An 18,120-nucleotide genomic window follows, 5' to 3' on the forward strand; every position below is an offset into this window, starting at 1 on the left:
CTGATTCTCCCTAGTGCTGGGCAGCCAGCCTCATAATCTCTTCTTCTGTGGCCAGTTCGCCTTCCAGCATTCCCGTAAGACGCCCTTCCGACATCACCATAATCCGATCGGACATGCCCAGCAGTTCCGGCATTTCAGAGGAGATCATGATAATGCTTTTCCCCTGCTTCGCCAAATCGGAAATGATGCTGTAAATTTCAAATTTGGCGCCGACGTCAATCCCGCGTGTCGGCTCATCCAATAAAAGAATGTCAGGCTCGGTCAGCAGCCAGCGGGCGAGCAGCACCTTTTGCTGGTTACCGCCGGACAGGTTCATGATGAGCGCTTTCGTATTCGGTGTCTTAGTACGCAGCTTCTCGACCATTTTGTCCGATTCGCTCCGCTTCCGTTTCTCATCCAGCAGCAGGTATGGCTTCTGGTAACGATCCAGGTTGGCGATGGCCGCATTCTCATGCACCGGCAGCACAGGGAAAATTCCTGTCACCCGCCGTTCCTCGGTCAGGAGCGCAATGCCCAGCTTTTTGGCGTCCTCCGGTGATTTGATTTTGACCGGTTTGCCGTTCATTTCAATCGTTCCGGATTCGATTGCCCTTAAGCCAAACAGCGCCTCAATAACCTCTGTACGCTGTGCACCAACCAGTCCTCCGATTCCGAGCACTTCGCCCTTACGCAGATCAAAGCTGACATCCTTGAAGGATTTCGGCAATGGCGAGGTCAAATTTTTCACACTCAGCACAACTTCGCCCGGCACATTCTCACGCTCCGGGAAACGTGAAGTAAGGTCCCTGCCGACCATTCTCGAAATGATCAAATCGGTCGTAAGCTCGGCTGCAGGCCATGTGCCTATTTTCTTGCCGTCACGCATAATGGTGACATCATCCGAAATTTGCAAAATCTCTTCCATTTTGTGCGAAATATATATGATTGCCACACCCTGTTTTTGCAGGTCCCGAATGATGCGGAATAGATGCTCCACCTCGACACCTGTCAGGGAGGAAGTCGGTTCGTCCATTACGATGATTCTCGAATGGAATGACACCGCTTTGGCGATTTCGATCGATTGGATTTTGGACACGGACAGCTTGCCAACAATCGTGTCAGGCTCAAGATCGATATCAAGCTGACTGAACAGCGCTTCCGTATCGGATTTCATTTTCTTGTGGTCAATTAATTGCAGTGGACCAATACCCTTGGTTGGAAAACGGCCTAACCAGATGTTCTCCATCACATTCCGGTGCGGCACCGGATGAAGCTCCTGATGAATCATGGAGATCCCATGATTCAGCGCATCCTTCGAATTGTTAATTTCCGCTTTGACACCGTTCAGCAAAATTTCTCCGCCGTCAGGCTTGTAGATCCCGAAAAGGCATTTCATCAGCGTCGATTTACCGGCGCCGTTCTCCCCCATCAAGGCATGTACCGTGCCCGGCCTAACCTTCAAAGTCAGTCCGTCCAGCGCCTTGACACCGGGAAATTCCTTGGTGATCTCGTTCATTTCCAAAACATACTCATGTTGAGTCATCTGTTACGCCCCCTGCGTATTTGTCTTTAATGGAGAGGCACAGCACTCCTGGTTCCTATCCGGATAAAAGCTGGGCGGGTGAATGCTCACCCGCCCTGAACTCTGTAACTGAGTGTTACTGAACGGATGCGTCGGCGATGTTATCCTTGGTGATTTTCTTATAGGAAATCCATACATACTGATTGTCTGTAATGTCGAAGCCTACATTTTCTTTGGAAGGTGTTTCACCTTTGGCGAGCACAGCGCTCAGGTTGACAGCGGCTTTACCCTGGCTGCCGGCATCATTCAGTACAGTACCCATCAAAGTACCGTCTTTCAAAGCTTGCAGCGCAGCTTCCGTAGCATCTACCCCTACAACCGGCATGTACTTGTCGCCAGTGAAGTAACCTGCTGCTTTAAGCGCTTCTACAGCACCCAGCGCCATATCGTCATTGTTGGCCAGAACAGCTTCAATCTTGTCGCCATTAGCGCCAAGGAATGCGGCCATTTTTTCCTGTCCTTTTACACGGTCCCACATTGCAGTATCTTCAGCAAGCTTCTCAACCTTGATGCCTGCGTCTTCAATCGCTTTCACCGAGTATTGTGTACGAAGCTCAGCGTCCTGATGGCCAGGCTCTCCCTTCAGCATGACATACTGGAGAACACCGTCCTTGTTCTTGTCCGCTTCAGGATTGTTTTTGAAGTAATCTGCAACCAGCTCACCGGCCATCGTTCCGGATTCTTCGGCTTTGGCGCCTACATAATAAACTTTATCCCATTTCTTCATATCCTCCGGCATCGGCTCACGATTCAGGAATACAACAGGAATGTCCGCTGTTTTCGCCTTATCGATAATAACGCCCGCCGCTGTGCGGTCAACCGGGTTTACGATCAAAGCGTCTTTTTTCTTCGTAATGAACAGATCGACTTTATCGTTTTGTGTTGGTTGCGAGTTCTGGCTGTCTACGACATCCATTTCAGCTTTTCCAGCAGCGTTTTTCTCAATGGCGCTGCGGACACCGGACATAAATGTATCGTCAAATTTGTAAATCGCTGCCCCTACTTTCGGGAGATCACCGCCTCCTTCACCGCCTGCACCGGATTTATCCCCGGATGAAGAACAGCCAGCCAGCGCACCGCTGACCAAGGCACCTGCAAGGAGTACAAAAGTAACTTTTTTCATCAAATATAGACCTCCTAAGACGGCTCGATAGCCGCTTTCTCTTTTGTTTACGCTTTCATTATCCATGAAAAGAAGCTGGAACGTAATGCAAAATCCTCATCAAAAATATCAAAATCCTCATCAATGTGTGAGGATTTTCATGGGTAAATAGTCCTTCCTCTCAGGAGCACCTTGATTTCCTGCATTTAGCGTGGGAGCTACGTTTGCATGTTGGGAGACGCTACGCGAACGAACGGTTCCTGCAATCGCTGTTGCCCCCGAATTTCTCTAATTACTTTTTCATCGGTTGAAATTCGGGGGCAAAGGCGACCGCTGCGCTTTTCCGGAATCGTTTCGTTCGCTCCGCTGCTTCGTGCATGTGAACTGCACCCCGTCAAGTAGACAGTACAAAAAGTAAAAGATAGTTAAGCGGCCTTGGTCCTGAATTCATTGGGACTGAGGCCGTTTAGTTTTGCCTGTAACCGTTCGTAATTGTAAAAATGTATGTATCATTCATGTCTTGTGAGTTTCGCTTCGTCCAGCTTCTCCTTAAAGCGTAAAGAGGTATACTGGAAACCACGGTCGCTATAAAGCAAGGGACTGCTCTCTGGAGCGGCCTTCAAAGCCAACTCCAGCGTTTTAAAATCCAGCGAATTATGATTAGAATGCCCTAAGACGTAAGCAACAATAGACTTGTCATGCAGATTCTTAATTGCGCTTAAATAGGCCTGCTTTCCGTTAATGATGCTGTCCATTTGCCAGACAATACAGCACGATATCGATCCGTTCCTGCCAAGTGGTTACGCGTCCTTTGGTCATAGCTCTAGTTCCTCCTGAATGAGCAGCGGTTAAGCTGATGCTAAGACCGATGATTTGATATTGCGATAATCCTCCCTCCAGATCATCCTGGACTGCTTGGCGTTTGAGTTCTACCGAATACTTTTGATGGCGGGAACGGACTTCCAGGCCCTCGTAACCGTACAACTGATAACGACTCCGCCACTTGACTACAGATGTTTTGGATAATCCGTACTTTCGAGCCACAGCTTTAAACCAAGTTCGCCACATTCAAATTCTTGGAGAATATTCAATTTTTCAAGCGCCGTAAACCTCTTTTGTTCCATAAAAATGCTCCCCATACAGTAACAGGATTTTGTTTTTTCACCTGTCTACTATATGGGGAGCATATCAATTGCGATTTCCGGTTGTTCTTTTTAAGTTGGGGGATGCACAAAAGCAGCGGAGAGGACGAAGCAATTCCGGAAAAGCGGAGCGTTCACCTTTGGCCCGGAGGGTCAAAGGTGATTGTAGGAATGCTTCGTTCTCGGAGCGTCTCACCTACGCACGAAAAGAGTACTCCCGGTCGGTTCTATCATAGAGCATTATTCCAGAAGCTGGTCAATTCGCGAGAATTATCTAACAAACGGAAACAACTGCTTCTGATTTTCCGGCCACATCATATTGTTCAAATCGATCAGCTTGGTACCCGTATCCGTCCGGTCGGGGACTTCCAGCCCCTGGATGTATTCCACTGCCTGCTTTACTGCGAGATAACCGTTGCTGAACGGGTTTTGGATGACCGTAGCCTGTACAGTACCCTCCTGCAGCATTTCCATCACCGCAGGCGGGCTGTCGAACGTTACAATTTTGACCTTCGGTACCAGTCCAGCCTCACGAACCGCACGCCCGACGCCTAGTCCCCCCTCGCCGCTGAGGGCAACAATCGCATCCAGCCCGGGATGCTTCTCCAGCATCGCAGCAGCCTGCCGGTATGCCAGTTCCTGGTCAGCACCGCAGTAGGCTGTCTCCATAATCGAGATGCCGGGATAACGCGCCAAATAATCCAACAGACCTTCTAGCCGCTGGTCTGCATTACGTGCTCCTTTCACAAAATTAACGATCCCGATTTCCGCTTCCGGTCCGGTAAGCGTGCTCAACCGTTCGGCCGCAAGCTGTCCGGATGCGTAATTGTTTGCTCCAATAAAGGCGACTGGACGGGCTGACGCGACCTCCGCATCCATCGTGATGACCGGAATGCCGATCGCCTGATCCGTTATCTTGGCCAGAGCCATATAATCGCCCGCCGCCAGAATGATAGCATCCGGGCCCGCTTGGATGGAGGCTTCCATCAGTTTGATTTGCCCCTCGATATCCGTTTCACGGTCAGGGCCGCGAAAATTCAACTTTACATTGAACTCCTTGGCGGCAACCTCCGCCCCCAATTTTACTGTATTCCAATACTCGCTGTCCTTTTGTTTGATGATCATATCGATCTGCAGCGGTGTAGTGACAATTGCCGGTTCCGCACTCTGGCCCCCGCAACCGGCAAGCAGGCTGGTAAACAGCCAAAGCCCAACAAGCACAGACCATTTAACTCCTCTCAAGCTCCATACCTCCCCGGTGCAGCATCCTCCAGCGGCAGAGCCGGTATCCTGATCGTGACCGTTGTCCCTTCTTCAGGCTCGCTTTCGAAATGCAGGCCATACTTTTCTCCATAATAAAGCCTGATCCGTTTGTGTACGTTGGCAACCCCTACGCCAGAGCCCTTTTCGGATCTATGTTCCCCGGTCAGGATGCGTTCCAGCGTCTCCTCTCTCATGCCCAGTCCATTGTCGGACACGATGATCAGAATATCCTCGCCATCAGCCCGCATGCGGATCCTGATACTTCCCTTGTCCGCCATCTCCTCAATACCATGCACGATGGCGTTCTCCACGATCGGCTGCAGAATCAGCTTCAGGCATTGATATTGCTGCAGTTCTTCATTTGCTTCTATGGTGTAATCAAAACGTTCCTTGTAGCGTACCTTCTGAATGATTAAATAGTGGCGCACATGCTCCAATTCATCCCCCAGCGAAATAATCTGTTTGCCCTTGCTGAGACTGATGCGAAAAAACTTGGATAACGAGGTGATCGCTTTGACCACTTCGTCATTATGTCCTCGCTCCGCCAGACGGATCACGGTGTTCAGCGTGTTATACAGAAAATGCGGATTGATCTGGGCCTGCAGCACGTCGAGCTCACTCTTGCGCTTCGCTTCCTGTTCACGGATGCTCTGTTCCATCAGCTCGCGGATACGGGTAAGCATCCGGTTAAAGCTGCCTGAAAGCTGCTCGATTTCGTCCGCTCCCCGGACCTCAATAGGCGAATACAAGTCCCCTTCCTCTATTTTGCGCACCGCTTTTTCCAGCCGCTGAATCGGCTTGGATATTCTTGCCGAAACCAGTACCGATAAAATAAGCACCGCCATGAGCACGGCCGCCAGAAACCAGATGATAAATTTGTTCAGCTCCTGCTTGGTCGTCAATATTTCCTCGGGAAACGCGACACCGACAATTTTCCAGCCGATCGGATTGACTGTCTTGACGGTGATGAGCCGTTCTTCTCCTGTGGAATCATCGATATATTTTCCATAGGAATAGCTCAGGACAGGTTCAATATTCTCATATTTCAGCCCGGCGTAGATCAACTGCTGCTGCGGGTGGTATACAATGTTTCCTTGTGAATCGATAATGTACACATATCCTCGCTTACCCAAACTGACCCTTTTGGAAAGGTCATCAATCGTCCTGAAATTGACGTCCACCAGCAGAATGCCTTTCTTAATTTCTCCCCCCTGCCGGTAAGCAACCTGTCCGCTCATGGAGACCACCCATTTATATTGAGACGGGAACAGATTCTGGATATGGGGAGGAGAGAAGGACATCCCCCGTTCTCCCCGCAGCGCGCTCTCGAACCAGGTCTGTGAGGTCAAATTTGTGTTCCGCTGCAGCGGCCGGTCCGGCATATCCAGCACCATTTCACCCTTAGGGGTAAAAAGCGCAAAGGAAACGACATCCTGTCTCGTGCCAAGCACGGCCGAAAGCTGTTCATGCAGCTTGCTGTCCGAGATATCCTCTGCTGCGGCGATCCTTTCCCCGGCAACCTCATAAATGCCCACCATGCCCTCCACGTAAATTTCGAGATTATAGCTCACCTGCTCGATAATCTGCTGAATATTAAGAAAAGCATTCTCCTCCGCCGTGCTCGAAAATTTGTTGTACAGCAAACCGCTGACGATCAGAACAATAAAGACAGTCAGCAGTGCAAAGGATAAACTGATTAAAAAGCGGATGCTTCGCAACGGCAATGTCCTTATCATCGTACGGAGCCGACCAAGCGGCCCTGCCCAAAGCCCGGTTAATTTCATGCTTACGCTTTAACCTCCTCTGGAGCTGTTGCGGTACTCTTTGGGTGTCATGTTGAAGGTCTTCCGGAAGCAATAGCTGAAATAGTTGGAATCCGAAAACCCGGTTTTCTCCGCGATTTCAAACGCCTTCAGATCGGTGGAGCGCAGCAGCTCCTTGGCTTCCTCCATACGCAATTGCATCAAATAGCCAACAAAGGTCAGCTTCATTTCTTTTTTGAAAATACTGCTAAAATAACCTGCGCTGATATGAAGATGGCTGCATACTTTGGCAATCGACAGGTCGCTGTCGCGAAAATGCTCGCGCATAAAGGTCTTGGCTTCCTCCACGAGCTTGCTGTACCCGGTTTCGCGGCGGCTGGAGATCAAACGGATCAGCGTATTACAGGCAAATGTAAACCACTGCTTCACCTCAGGCAAATTGTTCAAGCGATACACCTCCGCAACCGGGTTGGAGGAAGCGCCGAACACGGACTCTATACCTATACCGGCCTCACGTGTCACCTTGAGAATGACGGTCAAAATTTCCAAAAGATAGACCTGGTAGTCCTGAATAGATACCGCGGCAGGCTCCAGGTCGGCAAACAGGCTGTCCATCAGCTCTGCCAGCTCCATGGAAGTCCCCACCTTCAAAGTCCGTATGAGCCCCTGCTCCTTAAGGTCGTCAAAACGGACCATTTCGGCCCTTCCAGACTCAACGTCATCAATCAAAATAATGCGGTTATTGCCGAGCACAAACCTGTAGTTCAGCGCACTATACGCACTTTCATAGGAAATGTATATGTTTTCGGCTTCCCTGGATTCGGTTCCAGCACCGATCGTAACGGTAAGCTTTAAATGCTTTTCTACACTGACCCTGATTTCGTCCAGTCCGTTCAGGATATTCTGGGTAAAAGCTGCACTCCCTTCCTCATGGCAGACAGACAGCAGCACAATCTGGTCCTGATGCATGAACACAAGGCCGCTGCCCCGCCTGTTCACGATTTCCTCCGCAATATTCAGCACTGCAAACAACTGCAGCTGTCGATTGCCGGAGCTGCGCAGCGAACCAGTGCCACTGCTCTCGGCAGACCCGGACCAAGGACCGGAAATCCGATCAATGGAAATGACCGACACCAAATAGCCTTTTCCGGACAGGTCCAGGTCATACAGCCGCGATTTTTCCGCAATTTCAGCCTTCGGCAGGCGTCTTGAGATCAGTGAAATCAGAAAAAGCTCGCGCAGCAGCGGCAAGCTTCGTTTGTAATGATCCTGAAGCACCTGCAGATTCTCTTTGTCCGCAATTTCACTTTCGATGCGGCTTTTCACTTTGAGCAGCACGTCCACCAGCTCTCCTGCCGAAAACGGCTTGAGCACATATTCATCGATATGCAGCTTGATCGCCCGCTGGGCATACTCAAATTCATCAAAACCTGTCAAAATAATAATTTTGGCTGTCGGCGCATGTCGTCTTACCCATTCCGCGAGCTGCAGACCATCCATAAAAGGCATCTGAATGTCGGTAACGATGACGTCAGGCTGATGTCTTTCCACAAGGTCGCATGCTTCCCTACCATTCTCGGCCGTGGCTATGACTTCAAATCCGTGTGCCTGCCATGCAATCTGTTCGAGCAGCCCTTCACGGACATCCTGCTCATCATCTACCAAAATTAGTTTATACACTGCTTCATCCCTCAAATCCTCAACTTTTAAAACCAGTGGATGCCCACAAGCCCGTGTTTGGTGTAAGCGTTTCCCAAAAATCACTTAGGTATTGTATTATATCGCATGCAGGATGTAAATAGCGAAAAAAAGAACCGGCACTTCCGCGCCGGATCAGGTTCATGCCTATAATATCTGCTAGCTCAGCTTTTTGATCAGTCGATAACCATGTTTTTCAAACCCGATGCATTCATAAAAATCGAGCGCAACCGCATTCCGTTCACGATTGGCACCTGTAACCATCATGTGGACGCCACCGTGCTCTCTGCCCCATGTCTCTGCCAATGCAACGAGTCGTCTGCCGATGCCTTCACGACGGTATTCGCTGCTGACGATTAACAATGTGATCTGTGCAGCCGGTTCAGGATAAGCATGGCTTTGCACGATTTGCACGCCGATTGCACCGGCTACCTTTCCGTCAACTTCTGCCATCATGATGCAGGCATTAGGATCAGCTACAATGGATTCCATACGTTCGCGCATAACAGAGCAGGTCATCGGGTAATTGATTTCCCGCATTAATCCTGTAACGCATTCGCAGTCACTAAGTACACCGGCCCGAAGCATCAGCTCCGGAGCCAAAACGTTATTAGACATGGTTTACGTTAACCTCCACTTTAAGCTTATTAGCAGCTTCTTTTGCAATTTTACGGGCCGTTTCCACCTGATCTGCCGTGCTTAGCGCAACTGCCATACGTCGGCCAACCTTGGTTTCCGGCTTGCCGAACACCCTTACCTGGGTCCGGGGCAGCAGCAAGGCCTCCTCAATTCCGCTTATCGCATAATGCTTATCCGCAGTATCCGCTTTAAGTGTGGCGGAAGCACCTGGGACCAGCAATTGCACCTCATGTACAGGCAGTCCAAGAATAGCCCTCACATGCAAGGCAAATTCAGATAAATCCTGTGTTACCATCGTAACCATCCCGGTATCATGAGGACGGGGCGAAACTTCACTGAAGACGACACTGTCGGATGTCAGAAACAGCTCGACACCGAAAATACCGTATCCTCCCAGCTCGTCCGTAATGCGACGTGCAACGTCCTGTGCCTGTTCAAGCTGCGCGGCCGTCATCTGGTGGGGCTGCCATGATTCAACATAATCCCCGTCTTTCTGGATGTGCCCAATCGGTGGGCAGAAGGTTGTCCCGCTTACAGAGCGCACCGTAAGAAGCGTAATCTCGCTTTCAAACGGAACAAAGGCCTCAACGATGACACGCGCTGTGTGGCCGCGTGCTCCTTCCAGCGCCGTGTTCCAGCAGGCAGACGCCTCTTCAGGTGTCCGGCAGACGGATTGTCCCTTGCCCGAGGAGCTCATGAGCGGCTTCACCACACATGGCGTTCCGAGCTCAGCAACCGCATGCTCAAGCTGTTCCAGGTTGTCGGCAAATCGATACGCGGCTGTAGGCAGTCCTAGCTGTTCGGCTGCCAGCCGCCGGATTCCCTCGCGATCCATCGTGAGACGTGCGGCACGGGCGGTAGGAACTACTCTGAAACCCTCCAGCTCCAGCTCCTCCAGCGCGTGGGTCGCGATTGCCTCAATTTCGGGGACGATCAGGTCCGGCTGCTCCTTGCGGATCAGCGATTTCAAAGCTTCCGGGTCCTGCATGTCGATACAATAGGACCGATGGGCTACCTGCATCGCAGGAGCTTGCTCATAACGGTCAACGGCAATGCACTCCACACCGTATCGCTGAGCCTCAATAATGACTTCTTTTCCGAGTTCGCCGCTGCCAAGTAGCAGCATTTTTTTCGCTCCAGCGGAAAAAGGAGCACCCCACATTTTGTTTCCTTCCCCTCAGACGAATATAGCTAGTTCACCTATATTTTCAGGGTTCAGAGCCAATAATGCAATAGTGCTCCACCATTTTCTTTACAAAAAACGTGATTTTACGATATTTTTTTTACAGAAACCTGAATTGTGCTTCTACAAGCCCACGATAAACCCCTTGTTTTTTCATTAATTGGTCATGGTTTCCTGACTCGACGAGCTCGCCATGATCCAGCACGATAATATTATCGGCGTTACGGATCGTGGATAGCCGGTGTGCAACCATGAAGGAAGTTCTCCCCTGAAGAAGCACCTTCAGAGCATCCTGGATTTTAAGCTCTGTCTCGGTGTCGATGCTTGCCGTAGCTTCATCCAGTATCAGGACACGCGGATTGGCCAGTAGAGCGCGGGCAAAGGACAGCAACTGTCTCTGCCCCATCGAGAGTACCGTGCCCCTCTCCTCCACCTCCGTCTCGTAACCACCGGGCAGATGTGTAATAAACTCATGGGCATGAACCGCTTTAGCGGCAGCTTCTATCTCCTCATCCGTCGCATCAAGGCGTCCGAACCTGATATTGTCCCGGATCGTGCCTGAAAAGATGAATGTATCCTGCAGTACGACGCTGATCTGGCTGCGCAGGCTCTCCACGGTGACATCTCGGATATCATAACCGTCAATCGTCAGCTTGCCTGATGTGATATCGTAGAATCGGCTCAGCAGGTTGATGATGGTGCTTTTGCCAGAACCGGTATGACCCACGAGTGCAATCGATTGTCCGGCCGTGACGGATAAACTGATGCCCTTCAGCGCCTGCCGACCTTTCTCATACTCAAACACGACGTCCTCAAGCTCGATATCCCCGCGAATCGGCGGCAGCGATACCGCCCCCGGTTTATCGGAGATAGCCGGCTTCTCATCCATAAATTCGAAAATGCGCTCTGAGGACGCCATCGCCACCAGCAACTGGTTGTACATTTGCCCAAGCCGGTTAATGGGGTCCCAGAAATTCCCTACATAGGTCGCAAAGGCGACCAGATAGCCGATCGTAAGCTGGCCCGTCTGAATCAGGTATGCGCCGAACCAGAACAGCACCAGCGTTCCAAGTCCACCCGTAATTTCAATCAGCGGACCGAAGGCCTGGTTCATCGCTGACGCCTTGTCCCAGGATCTTTTGCTGGTGAAGTTCATGTGGTCGAAGAACGCCATGTTCTCGTGCTCCTGCGTGTATGCCTGGGTCACACGTATGCCTTGAATGGATTCATTCAAATGGGAATTGATGCGGGAATTCTTCATTCTGACGTCCTGCCAGGCACGGCGTATACGTACACGCAATCTAGTGGATATGATGAACATGAGCGGCACAGTGATCATAACAGCAACCGCCAGCTTCCAATTGATTAGCAGCAGAATCACAACAATCCCAACCAATTGCACACAATCGATCAGTACGTTCACTGCTCCGTTGGTAAACAGATCCTGAAGTGAATTGATATCGTTCGTGACACGAACAAGAACGGAACCTGCAGGCCGTTTGTCAAAAAAGTTGAACGACAGCTTCTGGATATGCTTGAAAAGATCGGCCCGTAGATCATAAATGACCCGCTGCCCGATAATATTCGTATACTTGATCCGGTACGTATTCGCTCCCCACTGAATGATGTAAAGCAAGAGCACGATTCCGGTCAGGATCAGCAGCAGCCTTGCGTTCGGCACAGCAGGCGGTTCGGGAGCGATCGCTCCATCAATAGCCATACTCGTCAGAAACGGCACAGCAAGCTTGGTAATCGTCCCGAGCACCATCATGAGCACGACCAAGGGAATCATCTGTCTTGCATAGGGCTTCATATAAGCAAACAAACGCTTGAATTCCGCCCAGTTAAATGGCTTGTCGATCACTTCGTCATCCTGATAGACAAAGCGTTCATTCAGCGGTTTGCTCTGCTGACCCTCCTGACTTGGACGGCTCTTAAACGGGGATTTTGCGGTTCTCTGTGTGTTCGTATTCATGGATTCACCTTCTCCGCTGCGCTCGCGATTTGCGCAATATGGTCCGCGTATTGAATATGATAGACATCCTGATAGGCACCCGGGGTAGCTGTCAGTTCTTCGTGGGTTCCCCGCTGCACAACCCTGCCTTCCTCCAGTACAAGAATTTCGTCAGCATGCCGAAGCGAGGAAATGCGGTGTGCGATAATAAATGTCGTTCTGCCCTTCATAACCTCTTTAAAACCAGCCTGGATTTCATGCTCGGTCTCCATATCAACCGCGCTGGTGGCGTCGTCCAGCACCAGGATCTTCGGGTTCTTCAGCAGAGCACGGGCGATGGCGATGCGCTGCTTCTGTCCGCCGGACAGCCCCATTCCCCGTTCTCCTACTACCGTGTCATAGCCATCGGGAAGCTCGCTGATGAAATCATGCGCTTTGGCCAGCTTTGAGACACGGATAATTTCCTCCATACTCACATTGCTCATACCGTAGGAGATATTGTTGCGGATTGAGGAAGAGAACAAGAACGTCTCCTGGAACACCGACGAAATCTGGGCCCGCAGGTCCTTGATCCTGATCTGTCGAATATCCGTGCCATCCAGCCTGATGCTTCCTTCGTTGACGTTGTAAGCACGCATCAGCAGTTGGATAATGGTCGATTTGCCGGAGCCCGTGCCCCCAAGCAGCCCAATCACAGAGCCCGGAGGAGCATCAATATGGATATCCACAACCGCGGGCATCTTGTTGCCGTAGGCAAATGTAACATGGTCGAAGGTGATATGGCCCTGCACCTTGGCGGGATCAAGCTCGACCACATCTTCTTCATCCTTGACGTCCACGGGCTGGTTAAGCAGCTCAAGCACCCGCTCACCCGACGCTTTGGATTGCGTATAGTTGTTAATATGAAAGCCGATACTCCACATCGGTCCAATAATGTACCAGATCAGGCTGAAAAAAGCGACAAGCTCGCCCAAGGTCAAGGACTGGCGGATGACTAGGTAACCGCCCATGCCCATGAGCAGCACAATGCTGATCGAAGCCAGCAGCTCCATGACCGGAAAATACCGGCCCCATAAATCGGCTGCGTTTAACTGATTTTTTTTGTAATACTCATTGCGGATCGTAAATTTATCCACTTCATATGACTCGCGCGCAAAGGATTTGACCGTGCGCACTCCAGTAATATTCTCCTGTACGGCCGTCGTAAGAGAGCTCAGCGCCTGGCGCATGTCTTGAAAGGTCGGGTGGATCTTGGATTCAAATTTAAGAGCAACAAAGGTGAGGAGAGGCATTGTGATGAGCGTGATCAGCGTCAGTTGCCAGTTAATGGACAGCATAACCGCTGCGCCAAAAAAGAGCATCAGCAGCACGTTAAGCAACTGGGCAAACCCGAAGCCGATGAAATTTCGGATCGCTTCCAGGTCCCCAGTAAGGCGGGACATGAGGTCTCCGGTCTTGGCGGTATCATAATAGCGGAAAGACAGAAACTGAAGCTTTTCATAACAGGCATTACGAAGCCGGTAAGCCAAGAAATTGCCGAGCCTGCCGCCGAAAAATCCGTGGAGAAATTGCATGAAGGATTTGAGGATAACCACTCCCAGAGCCGTCAGAGCAAGCATGGGAACGCCTTCAAAATGGCGAGGCACAATTACATTGTCAATCAACCTCCGCAGCAGTGTCGGGTAGACAAGCCCGAGCGCGGTCGCTATGGCAAGGCATAGGATTGAAAAGAGCAAATAGTGCCTTCTCTCCTTGAAGAAGCCCTGCAACTGCCTGAGAACATCCATGAGTTTTTCCCTCCATTAATTGCCTCAAATTAGTAATGACAATTATGAAGTTTATCACCCGCTGTACAGAGCGGCAAAGAGGAATACCCGCTGTTTTCGGGCTATAATGACGACAAATGAGCATGGATGTTTTGTAAACCGCTTATTTTAATGGAATAAGGTAAATAACTCCCGTATGCTTCCTTTTTTTAGATATTCAGAAAGTATCACGATGCACAAAGGGCAGCCTTTCCTCATAGGATAAGGGCTGCCCTTTGACAAAGCGGCTATATAACCGGGACTATTGCAATGCTTACACGAGAAAATCCCGGATCATCAGCTTGTCGTCCGTTATACATTCTCCTGCTCCAATTCCGCCAGACGCGCGGCCAGAACCGTCCACTGCTCAGGACTTTCACTGCCGATCAAAGACTGCTTCATGCCTTCCAGCGCCTCTCCTATTTGCTCACGGATTTGCTCGGCCTGCTGTTGTCTTTCCTGACGGGCACAGTTGATATAGTATTCGGCGAGACTGCCTCCGATACGCGTCGCTTCATCCGCCACGAACTGCCGGAGCAGCGGCTCAAGCTTCTCTTGCAGCAACCGTCGTCCAGCACCTTCAAAGAAGTGCTTCGGATTTTTGAAGAAGCTCCAGTAGCTCCTCCAATCGACCTTCCCTTGCAGGGAAGTCTCCTCCAGCTCAGGCACCTTCCACTCCTGCGGTGAGGCAGGCATGCAGTCCAGGCCGTCCAGCAGCGAGTTAATTTCTTCGCAGCAGCGCGAACTTTCTTTCATAACCGCCGCTTTGCCCGCCTTCTCCAGCCTTAGTGTGGTGGCGAGAAGCTCTTGGCTCAGCTCGATTTCGAACAGACGCAGCAGCTCACGACCACAAGCCGCAAACACGGAACGAAGGTCACCTTCCCCTTCCCGCAGCACCGAAGGATGGAAGGCTTCCGCCATAAACTCCCCCGTGCGGTAAGCAATACGCTGCCGGACATGATACAGCAGTTCATCCGATTCTGCTGTTATTCCCGGGGCTAAAGCCGCAGAGGAAAGGGCTCTGGTGATATCCGACGAGAGCTTAAGGACGGCTTCTACTTCCAGCAATCGCTTCCCTCTCTCCTCAAGCCCTGCCAGCGCCTCCTTGGCCCACTGCTCCATACGCACCCGTACCCTTTGGATATCGCTGTTGGCCGCACGGATGGACAGGCCTGCCAGCTCTTCGCCCGCGAAAGTATGGAAGGACTGCTCGAACTCCTTAAATCTGGAGGCGTCGTAAAGGACGGCCTCGTCCTTTTCACGGCCGTCAAGCGCAAGCAGGCTGGACACAGGAAAGATGCGCGGCTTACGTATCCCGTTCGACTGCAGCTCCGTGGCCACGTGTCCAACCACCGCCTGCAGCTCTTCCTCCGAGGAGGCCAGGTCCGCCGCATTCACGATAAAAAAGGTCTGATCCAGCACAAGCGTATCCTTGACCCGTCCAAGCTGGGTCAGAAACTGGCGGTCGCCTTGGGTAAAGGCATGGTTGTAATAGGTGACAAATACAAGCGCATCCGCATGCTTCATATAATTGAAGGTGACGCCTGTATGCCGGGCATTGACCGAGTCCGCTCCCGGTGTATCCACCAGCACGATACCCTGCCGGGTGAGCGCGCAGTCATAATAGAGATCGATCCGGTCCACAAAGCATGATTTGGATTCGGCGGCCACAAAGCCCCTGTACTCCTCCATTTCAACCGTCAGCACTTGCCCCAGCAGCGGCGCCGCGTCCTTCCAGCCTGCCGCAGCGGCCTTGATAAAGCTGTAGTGCGGCCGGCCGGCCGGATGGACTCCCTCGGGGCGGAGCTGCTCCGCCGTCCTGAGCCACTCCTCATCGGCAGGCATGTCAACCCCGAGCAGTCTGAAGGAGTATTCCAAATCCTCGCGCAGCGCGGATGGGGATTTCATATGGACTGCGGCCGTTCTATGGCGCCGATCCCCTTCCGGTGCCATAATGCGGTTGATCGCCGCCGTCGTTGGATGCGGCGATACGGGCAATACCGCTTCGCCGAGCAGCGCATTGGCGAAGGAGGACTTGCCCGCGCTGAAGGCACCGAACAGCGCGAGCGTGAACCGCCCGTGCGCCAGACTGCGCGCACGGTCCCGCAGCCCCCTTACCGCCGCCTGCATGGCGGGATAAGGGGCTGCCAGCGCGGCGGCGGCTTCAAGTCGGACCGCCGCATCCGCGAGCCGCCGCTGCCGTCCGGCGGCAGCCGGCAGCGCCGCAGCGTCCCGGCGCTGTGCGACCGGGACAGGCACGGCCGCCTGCACCGGCCGTGCAGGCGCAGCCCCGCCTGCGGCCGGCGCCGCTGCGCGCGGCAGTGCTGCCGCCAGGCCGTCCGCAGGCGGCAGCAGCGCGCGCAGCGCAGCAGCGTGGTCCGCTGCTGCCGTGCGCAGTGCTGCCGCTTGCATCGCCGCGCCCAGCGCGGCGGCGGCAGTGGTGAGGCCGTCCGCCAGCGCCGCACGCTGCGCGGAGGCACGAGCGGTGAGCTGCTCCAGCAGCCGACCGGTCAGCTCACGCACGACACTGCGATACAGCGCAACCACTCCTGCGCGCAAATCCTTGCAATAATTCAGCGTATATTCCGGGGACAAGGCCGATTCCTGCACCGTATCCGCCACAAACTGCTCCGTGATCATAGGATGCAGGTCACTCAGTTCCTCTTCATACGAGCTATCCCATATGTCATGAAGCTCACCAAAAGAACGAAACTGGCTTCTGACATGTGGCAGCAACTGTCCGTCAGCCTGCTCCTGCAGCATGGTCGTCAGTCTATCAAGCCGACGTTGACGCTCCTTCTCCGTTTTACCACCGCCGAAGAACAGCCCGACCTTAAAGCCGCTCTTGCGGCTTTCCAGATACGCAGAGGCGGCGTCTCGCAATACAGCCGGTGTCAGATTCGCCTGCTCCATGAGCTGGTTCAGATCACGGCGCAGCCGATCTTGCTCTGCTTCGGGAAGTCTCTCCAGTTCCTTCTCCTCTCGCTTCAGACGCTCATATTCCGCCTGCTGCCGCTCCACCTCGACTGCTCCTCCAGCTTCATCCAGCAGTTGGTCAAGCCCCTCCTCCAGCTCCGCCTCACGAGCCTGAATATGCCTTTCCGCCAGATGACGCAGCGAAGAACGCACACTGTGGCTGATCAGCGTCTCCTTCATTCCGATCAGGGAACGAATCAGATCCTCCAATGACGCGCGCTGGTTCAGCGGATGTTGCCTATCCGTCAGCGATGTAAATAAAATATCCGTATACCGCACCTGCCAAGCCTTGAAGCTTTCCTCCACCGCTTTGCGGTAATCGGCAAAGGATAGCTCGCGCTCCCTATGCTTATCGATCTGGTTGACAATGAGATAGAGCGGCTTGCCCCAGTCGGACAAACTCTTGGCAAAGGTTAAATTGTTCTCCGATTGAACATGGTTATAATCCATGACATAAAATACGACATCCGCCAGATGCAGCGCCGAATCTGTAGCGAGCGCATGTCCTCTGTCCGTCGAATCTACCCCCGGAGTATCCAGCAGCACGCCGCCGTCCTCCAGAACCGGCAAGTGATCCCATACTTCCACAGCCGTATACTGTCCACCATTGACACAATATTCTGCCAGCTCGGCAGGGCTGACCTCAAGCGGGGATTCCTGCTGACCGCTGCGGTAGATGAGCGCCCGCGCTTCCCCCGACCGGATGGAAACCACATTGGCGCTGGTCGGCACCGGGCCTGACGGCAGCACCTTTTTACCACAGAGGCTGTTAATAAGGCTCGACTTCCCGGCTGAAAAATGGCCGCAAAAGGCGATGGTCAGCTCGTCGGCGTCCGCTTTCTTCAGCAGATCCGCAGCCGAGGCTGCTCCGGCAGGGTCTTGGGCATTTTGCAAAAATAGCCGTATCCGTTCAACGGGCCCGGACTTGCTATCAATATTTTCGGTAACCGTTTTCACCATTTGTCCGGCTCCGCTCCTTCCATTCGATTGCTTGCCTACGGAACTATTGTAGCATTGATCACCCGCCCTGAGAA

General features: G+C 52.4%; 12 protein-coding genes. All 12 read right to left on the reverse strand.

The genetic code is table 11. The annotated features are described in order from the left end of the window. Nucleotides 1-10: 10 nt before the first annotated feature. The 12 genes from OIN60_RS07260 to OIN60_RS07315 all read right to left on the reverse strand — a co-directional run bounded on the left by OIN60_RS07260 (nt 11) and on the right by OIN60_RS07315 (nt 18,046). Nucleotides 11-1,522: a sugar ABC transporter ATP-binding protein gene (locus OIN60_RS07260; protein ID WP_305754198.1), complete on the reverse strand. Its 1,512-nt coding sequence runs from the start codon at nt 1,520-1,522 to the stop codon at nt 11-13. 115 nt (nt 1,523-1,637) lie between these two features. Continuing rightward, complete coding sequence (locus tag OIN60_RS07265) at nt 1,638-2,684, reverse strand: galactose ABC transporter substrate-binding protein (RefSeq protein ID WP_305754199.1); 1,047 nt, start codon at nt 2,682-2,684, stop codon at nt 1,638-1,640. Nucleotides 2,685-3,088: 404 nt separating this feature from the next. Then, nucleotides 3,089-3,169 carry an IS3 family transposase gene (locus OIN60_RS07270; RefSeq protein WP_305754629.1) on the reverse strand — a complete coding sequence of 27 codons (81 nt, stop codon included), beginning with the start codon at nt 3,167-3,169 and terminating at the stop codon, nt 3,089-3,091. Between the two features lie 232 nt (nt 3,170-3,401). Further along, on the reverse strand, nt 3,402-3,647 hold the full coding sequence (locus OIN60_RS07275) for a hypothetical protein (RefSeq protein ID WP_305754200.1): 246 nt from the start codon (nt 3,645-3,647) through the stop codon (nt 3,402-3,404). A 428-nt stretch (nt 3,648-4,075) separates the two neighbouring features. Continuing rightward, on the reverse strand, nt 4,076-5,047 hold the full coding sequence (locus OIN60_RS07280; RefSeq protein ID WP_305754201.1) for a substrate-binding domain-containing protein: 972 nt from the start codon (nt 5,045-5,047) through the stop codon (nt 4,076-4,078). Continuing rightward, a complete protein-coding gene (locus tag OIN60_RS07285) occupies nt 5,044-6,852 on the reverse strand; it encodes a sensor histidine kinase family protein (RefSeq protein ID WP_305754202.1) in 1,809 nt (602 codons plus the stop codon). Before OIN60_RS07285 ends, OIN60_RS07280 begins: the two co-directional genes overlap by 4 nt. Before the next feature lie 9 nt (nt 6,853-6,861). Beyond that, nucleotides 6,862-8,511 carry a response regulator gene (locus OIN60_RS07290; protein ID WP_305754203.1) on the reverse strand — a complete coding sequence of 550 codons (1,650 nt, stop codon included), beginning with the start codon at nt 8,509-8,511 and terminating at the stop codon, nt 6,862-6,864. Between the two features lie 177 nt (nt 8,512-8,688). Beyond that, nucleotides 8,689-9,147, reverse strand: a complete 459-nt coding sequence (locus OIN60_RS07295) for a GNAT family N-acetyltransferase (protein WP_305754204.1) — start codon at nt 9,145-9,147, stop codon at nt 8,689-8,691. Further along, the gene (purT, locus tag OIN60_RS07300; RefSeq protein WP_305754205.1) at nt 9,140-10,330 is read right to left on the reverse strand and encodes a formate-dependent phosphoribosylglycinamide formyltransferase; all 1,191 of its coding nucleotides are present in this window, start codon (nt 10,328-10,330) and stop codon (nt 9,140-9,142) included. Before purT ends, OIN60_RS07295 begins: the two co-directional genes overlap by 8 nt. Before the next feature lie 121 nt (nt 10,331-10,451). Next, complete coding sequence (locus tag OIN60_RS07305; RefSeq protein WP_305754206.1) at nt 10,452-12,326, reverse strand: ABC transporter ATP-binding protein; 1,875 nt, start codon at nt 12,324-12,326, stop codon at nt 10,452-10,454. Beyond that, entirely contained in the window at nt 12,323-14,092 is a 1,770-nt protein-coding gene (locus OIN60_RS07310; RefSeq protein ID WP_305754207.1) for an ABC transporter ATP-binding protein, read from the reverse strand. The genes OIN60_RS07305 and OIN60_RS07310 overlap by 4 nt, the downstream gene beginning before the upstream one ends. 330 nt (nt 14,093-14,422) lie before the next feature. After that, entirely contained in the window at nt 14,423-18,046 is a 3,624-nt protein-coding gene (locus OIN60_RS07315; RefSeq protein ID WP_305754208.1) for a dynamin family protein, read from the reverse strand. Between the last annotated feature and the right edge of the window lie 74 nt (nt 18,047-18,120).

Origin of the sequence: Paenibacillus zeirhizosphaerae (genome assembly GCF_030705605.1) — a bacterium.
GTDB classification, from domain to species: domain Bacteria; phylum Bacillota; class Bacilli; order Paenibacillales; family Paenibacillaceae; genus Paenibacillus; species Paenibacillus zeirhizosphaerae.

Excerpts from the sequence above, each read along its gene's own strand:
- OIN60_RS07260 (WP_305754198.1), bottom strand. The coding sequence starts at position 1,522 with ATGACTCAACATGAGTATGTTTTGGAAATGAACGAGATCACCAAGGAA.
- OIN60_RS07265 (WP_305754199.1), bottom strand. The coding sequence starts at position 2,684 with ATGAAAAAAGTTACTTTTGTACTCCTTGCAGGTGCCTTGGTCAGCGGT.
- OIN60_RS07285 (WP_305754202.1), bottom strand. The coding sequence starts at position 6,852 with ATGAAATTAACCGGGCTTTGGGCAGGGCCGCTTGGTCGGCTCCGTACG.
- OIN60_RS07295 (WP_305754204.1), bottom strand. The coding sequence starts at position 9,147 with ATGTCTAATAACGTTTTGGCTCCGGAGCTGATGCTTCGGGCCGGTGTA.
- purT (WP_305754205.1), bottom strand. The coding sequence starts at position 10,330 with ATGTGGGGTGCTCCTTTTTCCGCTGGAGCGAAAAAAATGCTGCTACTT.
- OIN60_RS07305 (WP_305754206.1), bottom strand. The coding sequence starts at position 12,326 with ATGAATACGAACACACAGAGAACCGCAAAATCCCCGTTTAAGAGCCGT.
- OIN60_RS07310 (WP_305754207.1), bottom strand. The coding sequence starts at position 14,092 with ATGGATGTTCTCAGGCAGTTGCAGGGCTTCTTCAAGGAGAGAAGGCAC.
- OIN60_RS07315 (WP_305754208.1), bottom strand. The coding sequence starts at position 18,046 with ATGGTGAAAACGGTTACCGAAAATATTGATAGCAAGTCCGGGCCCGTT.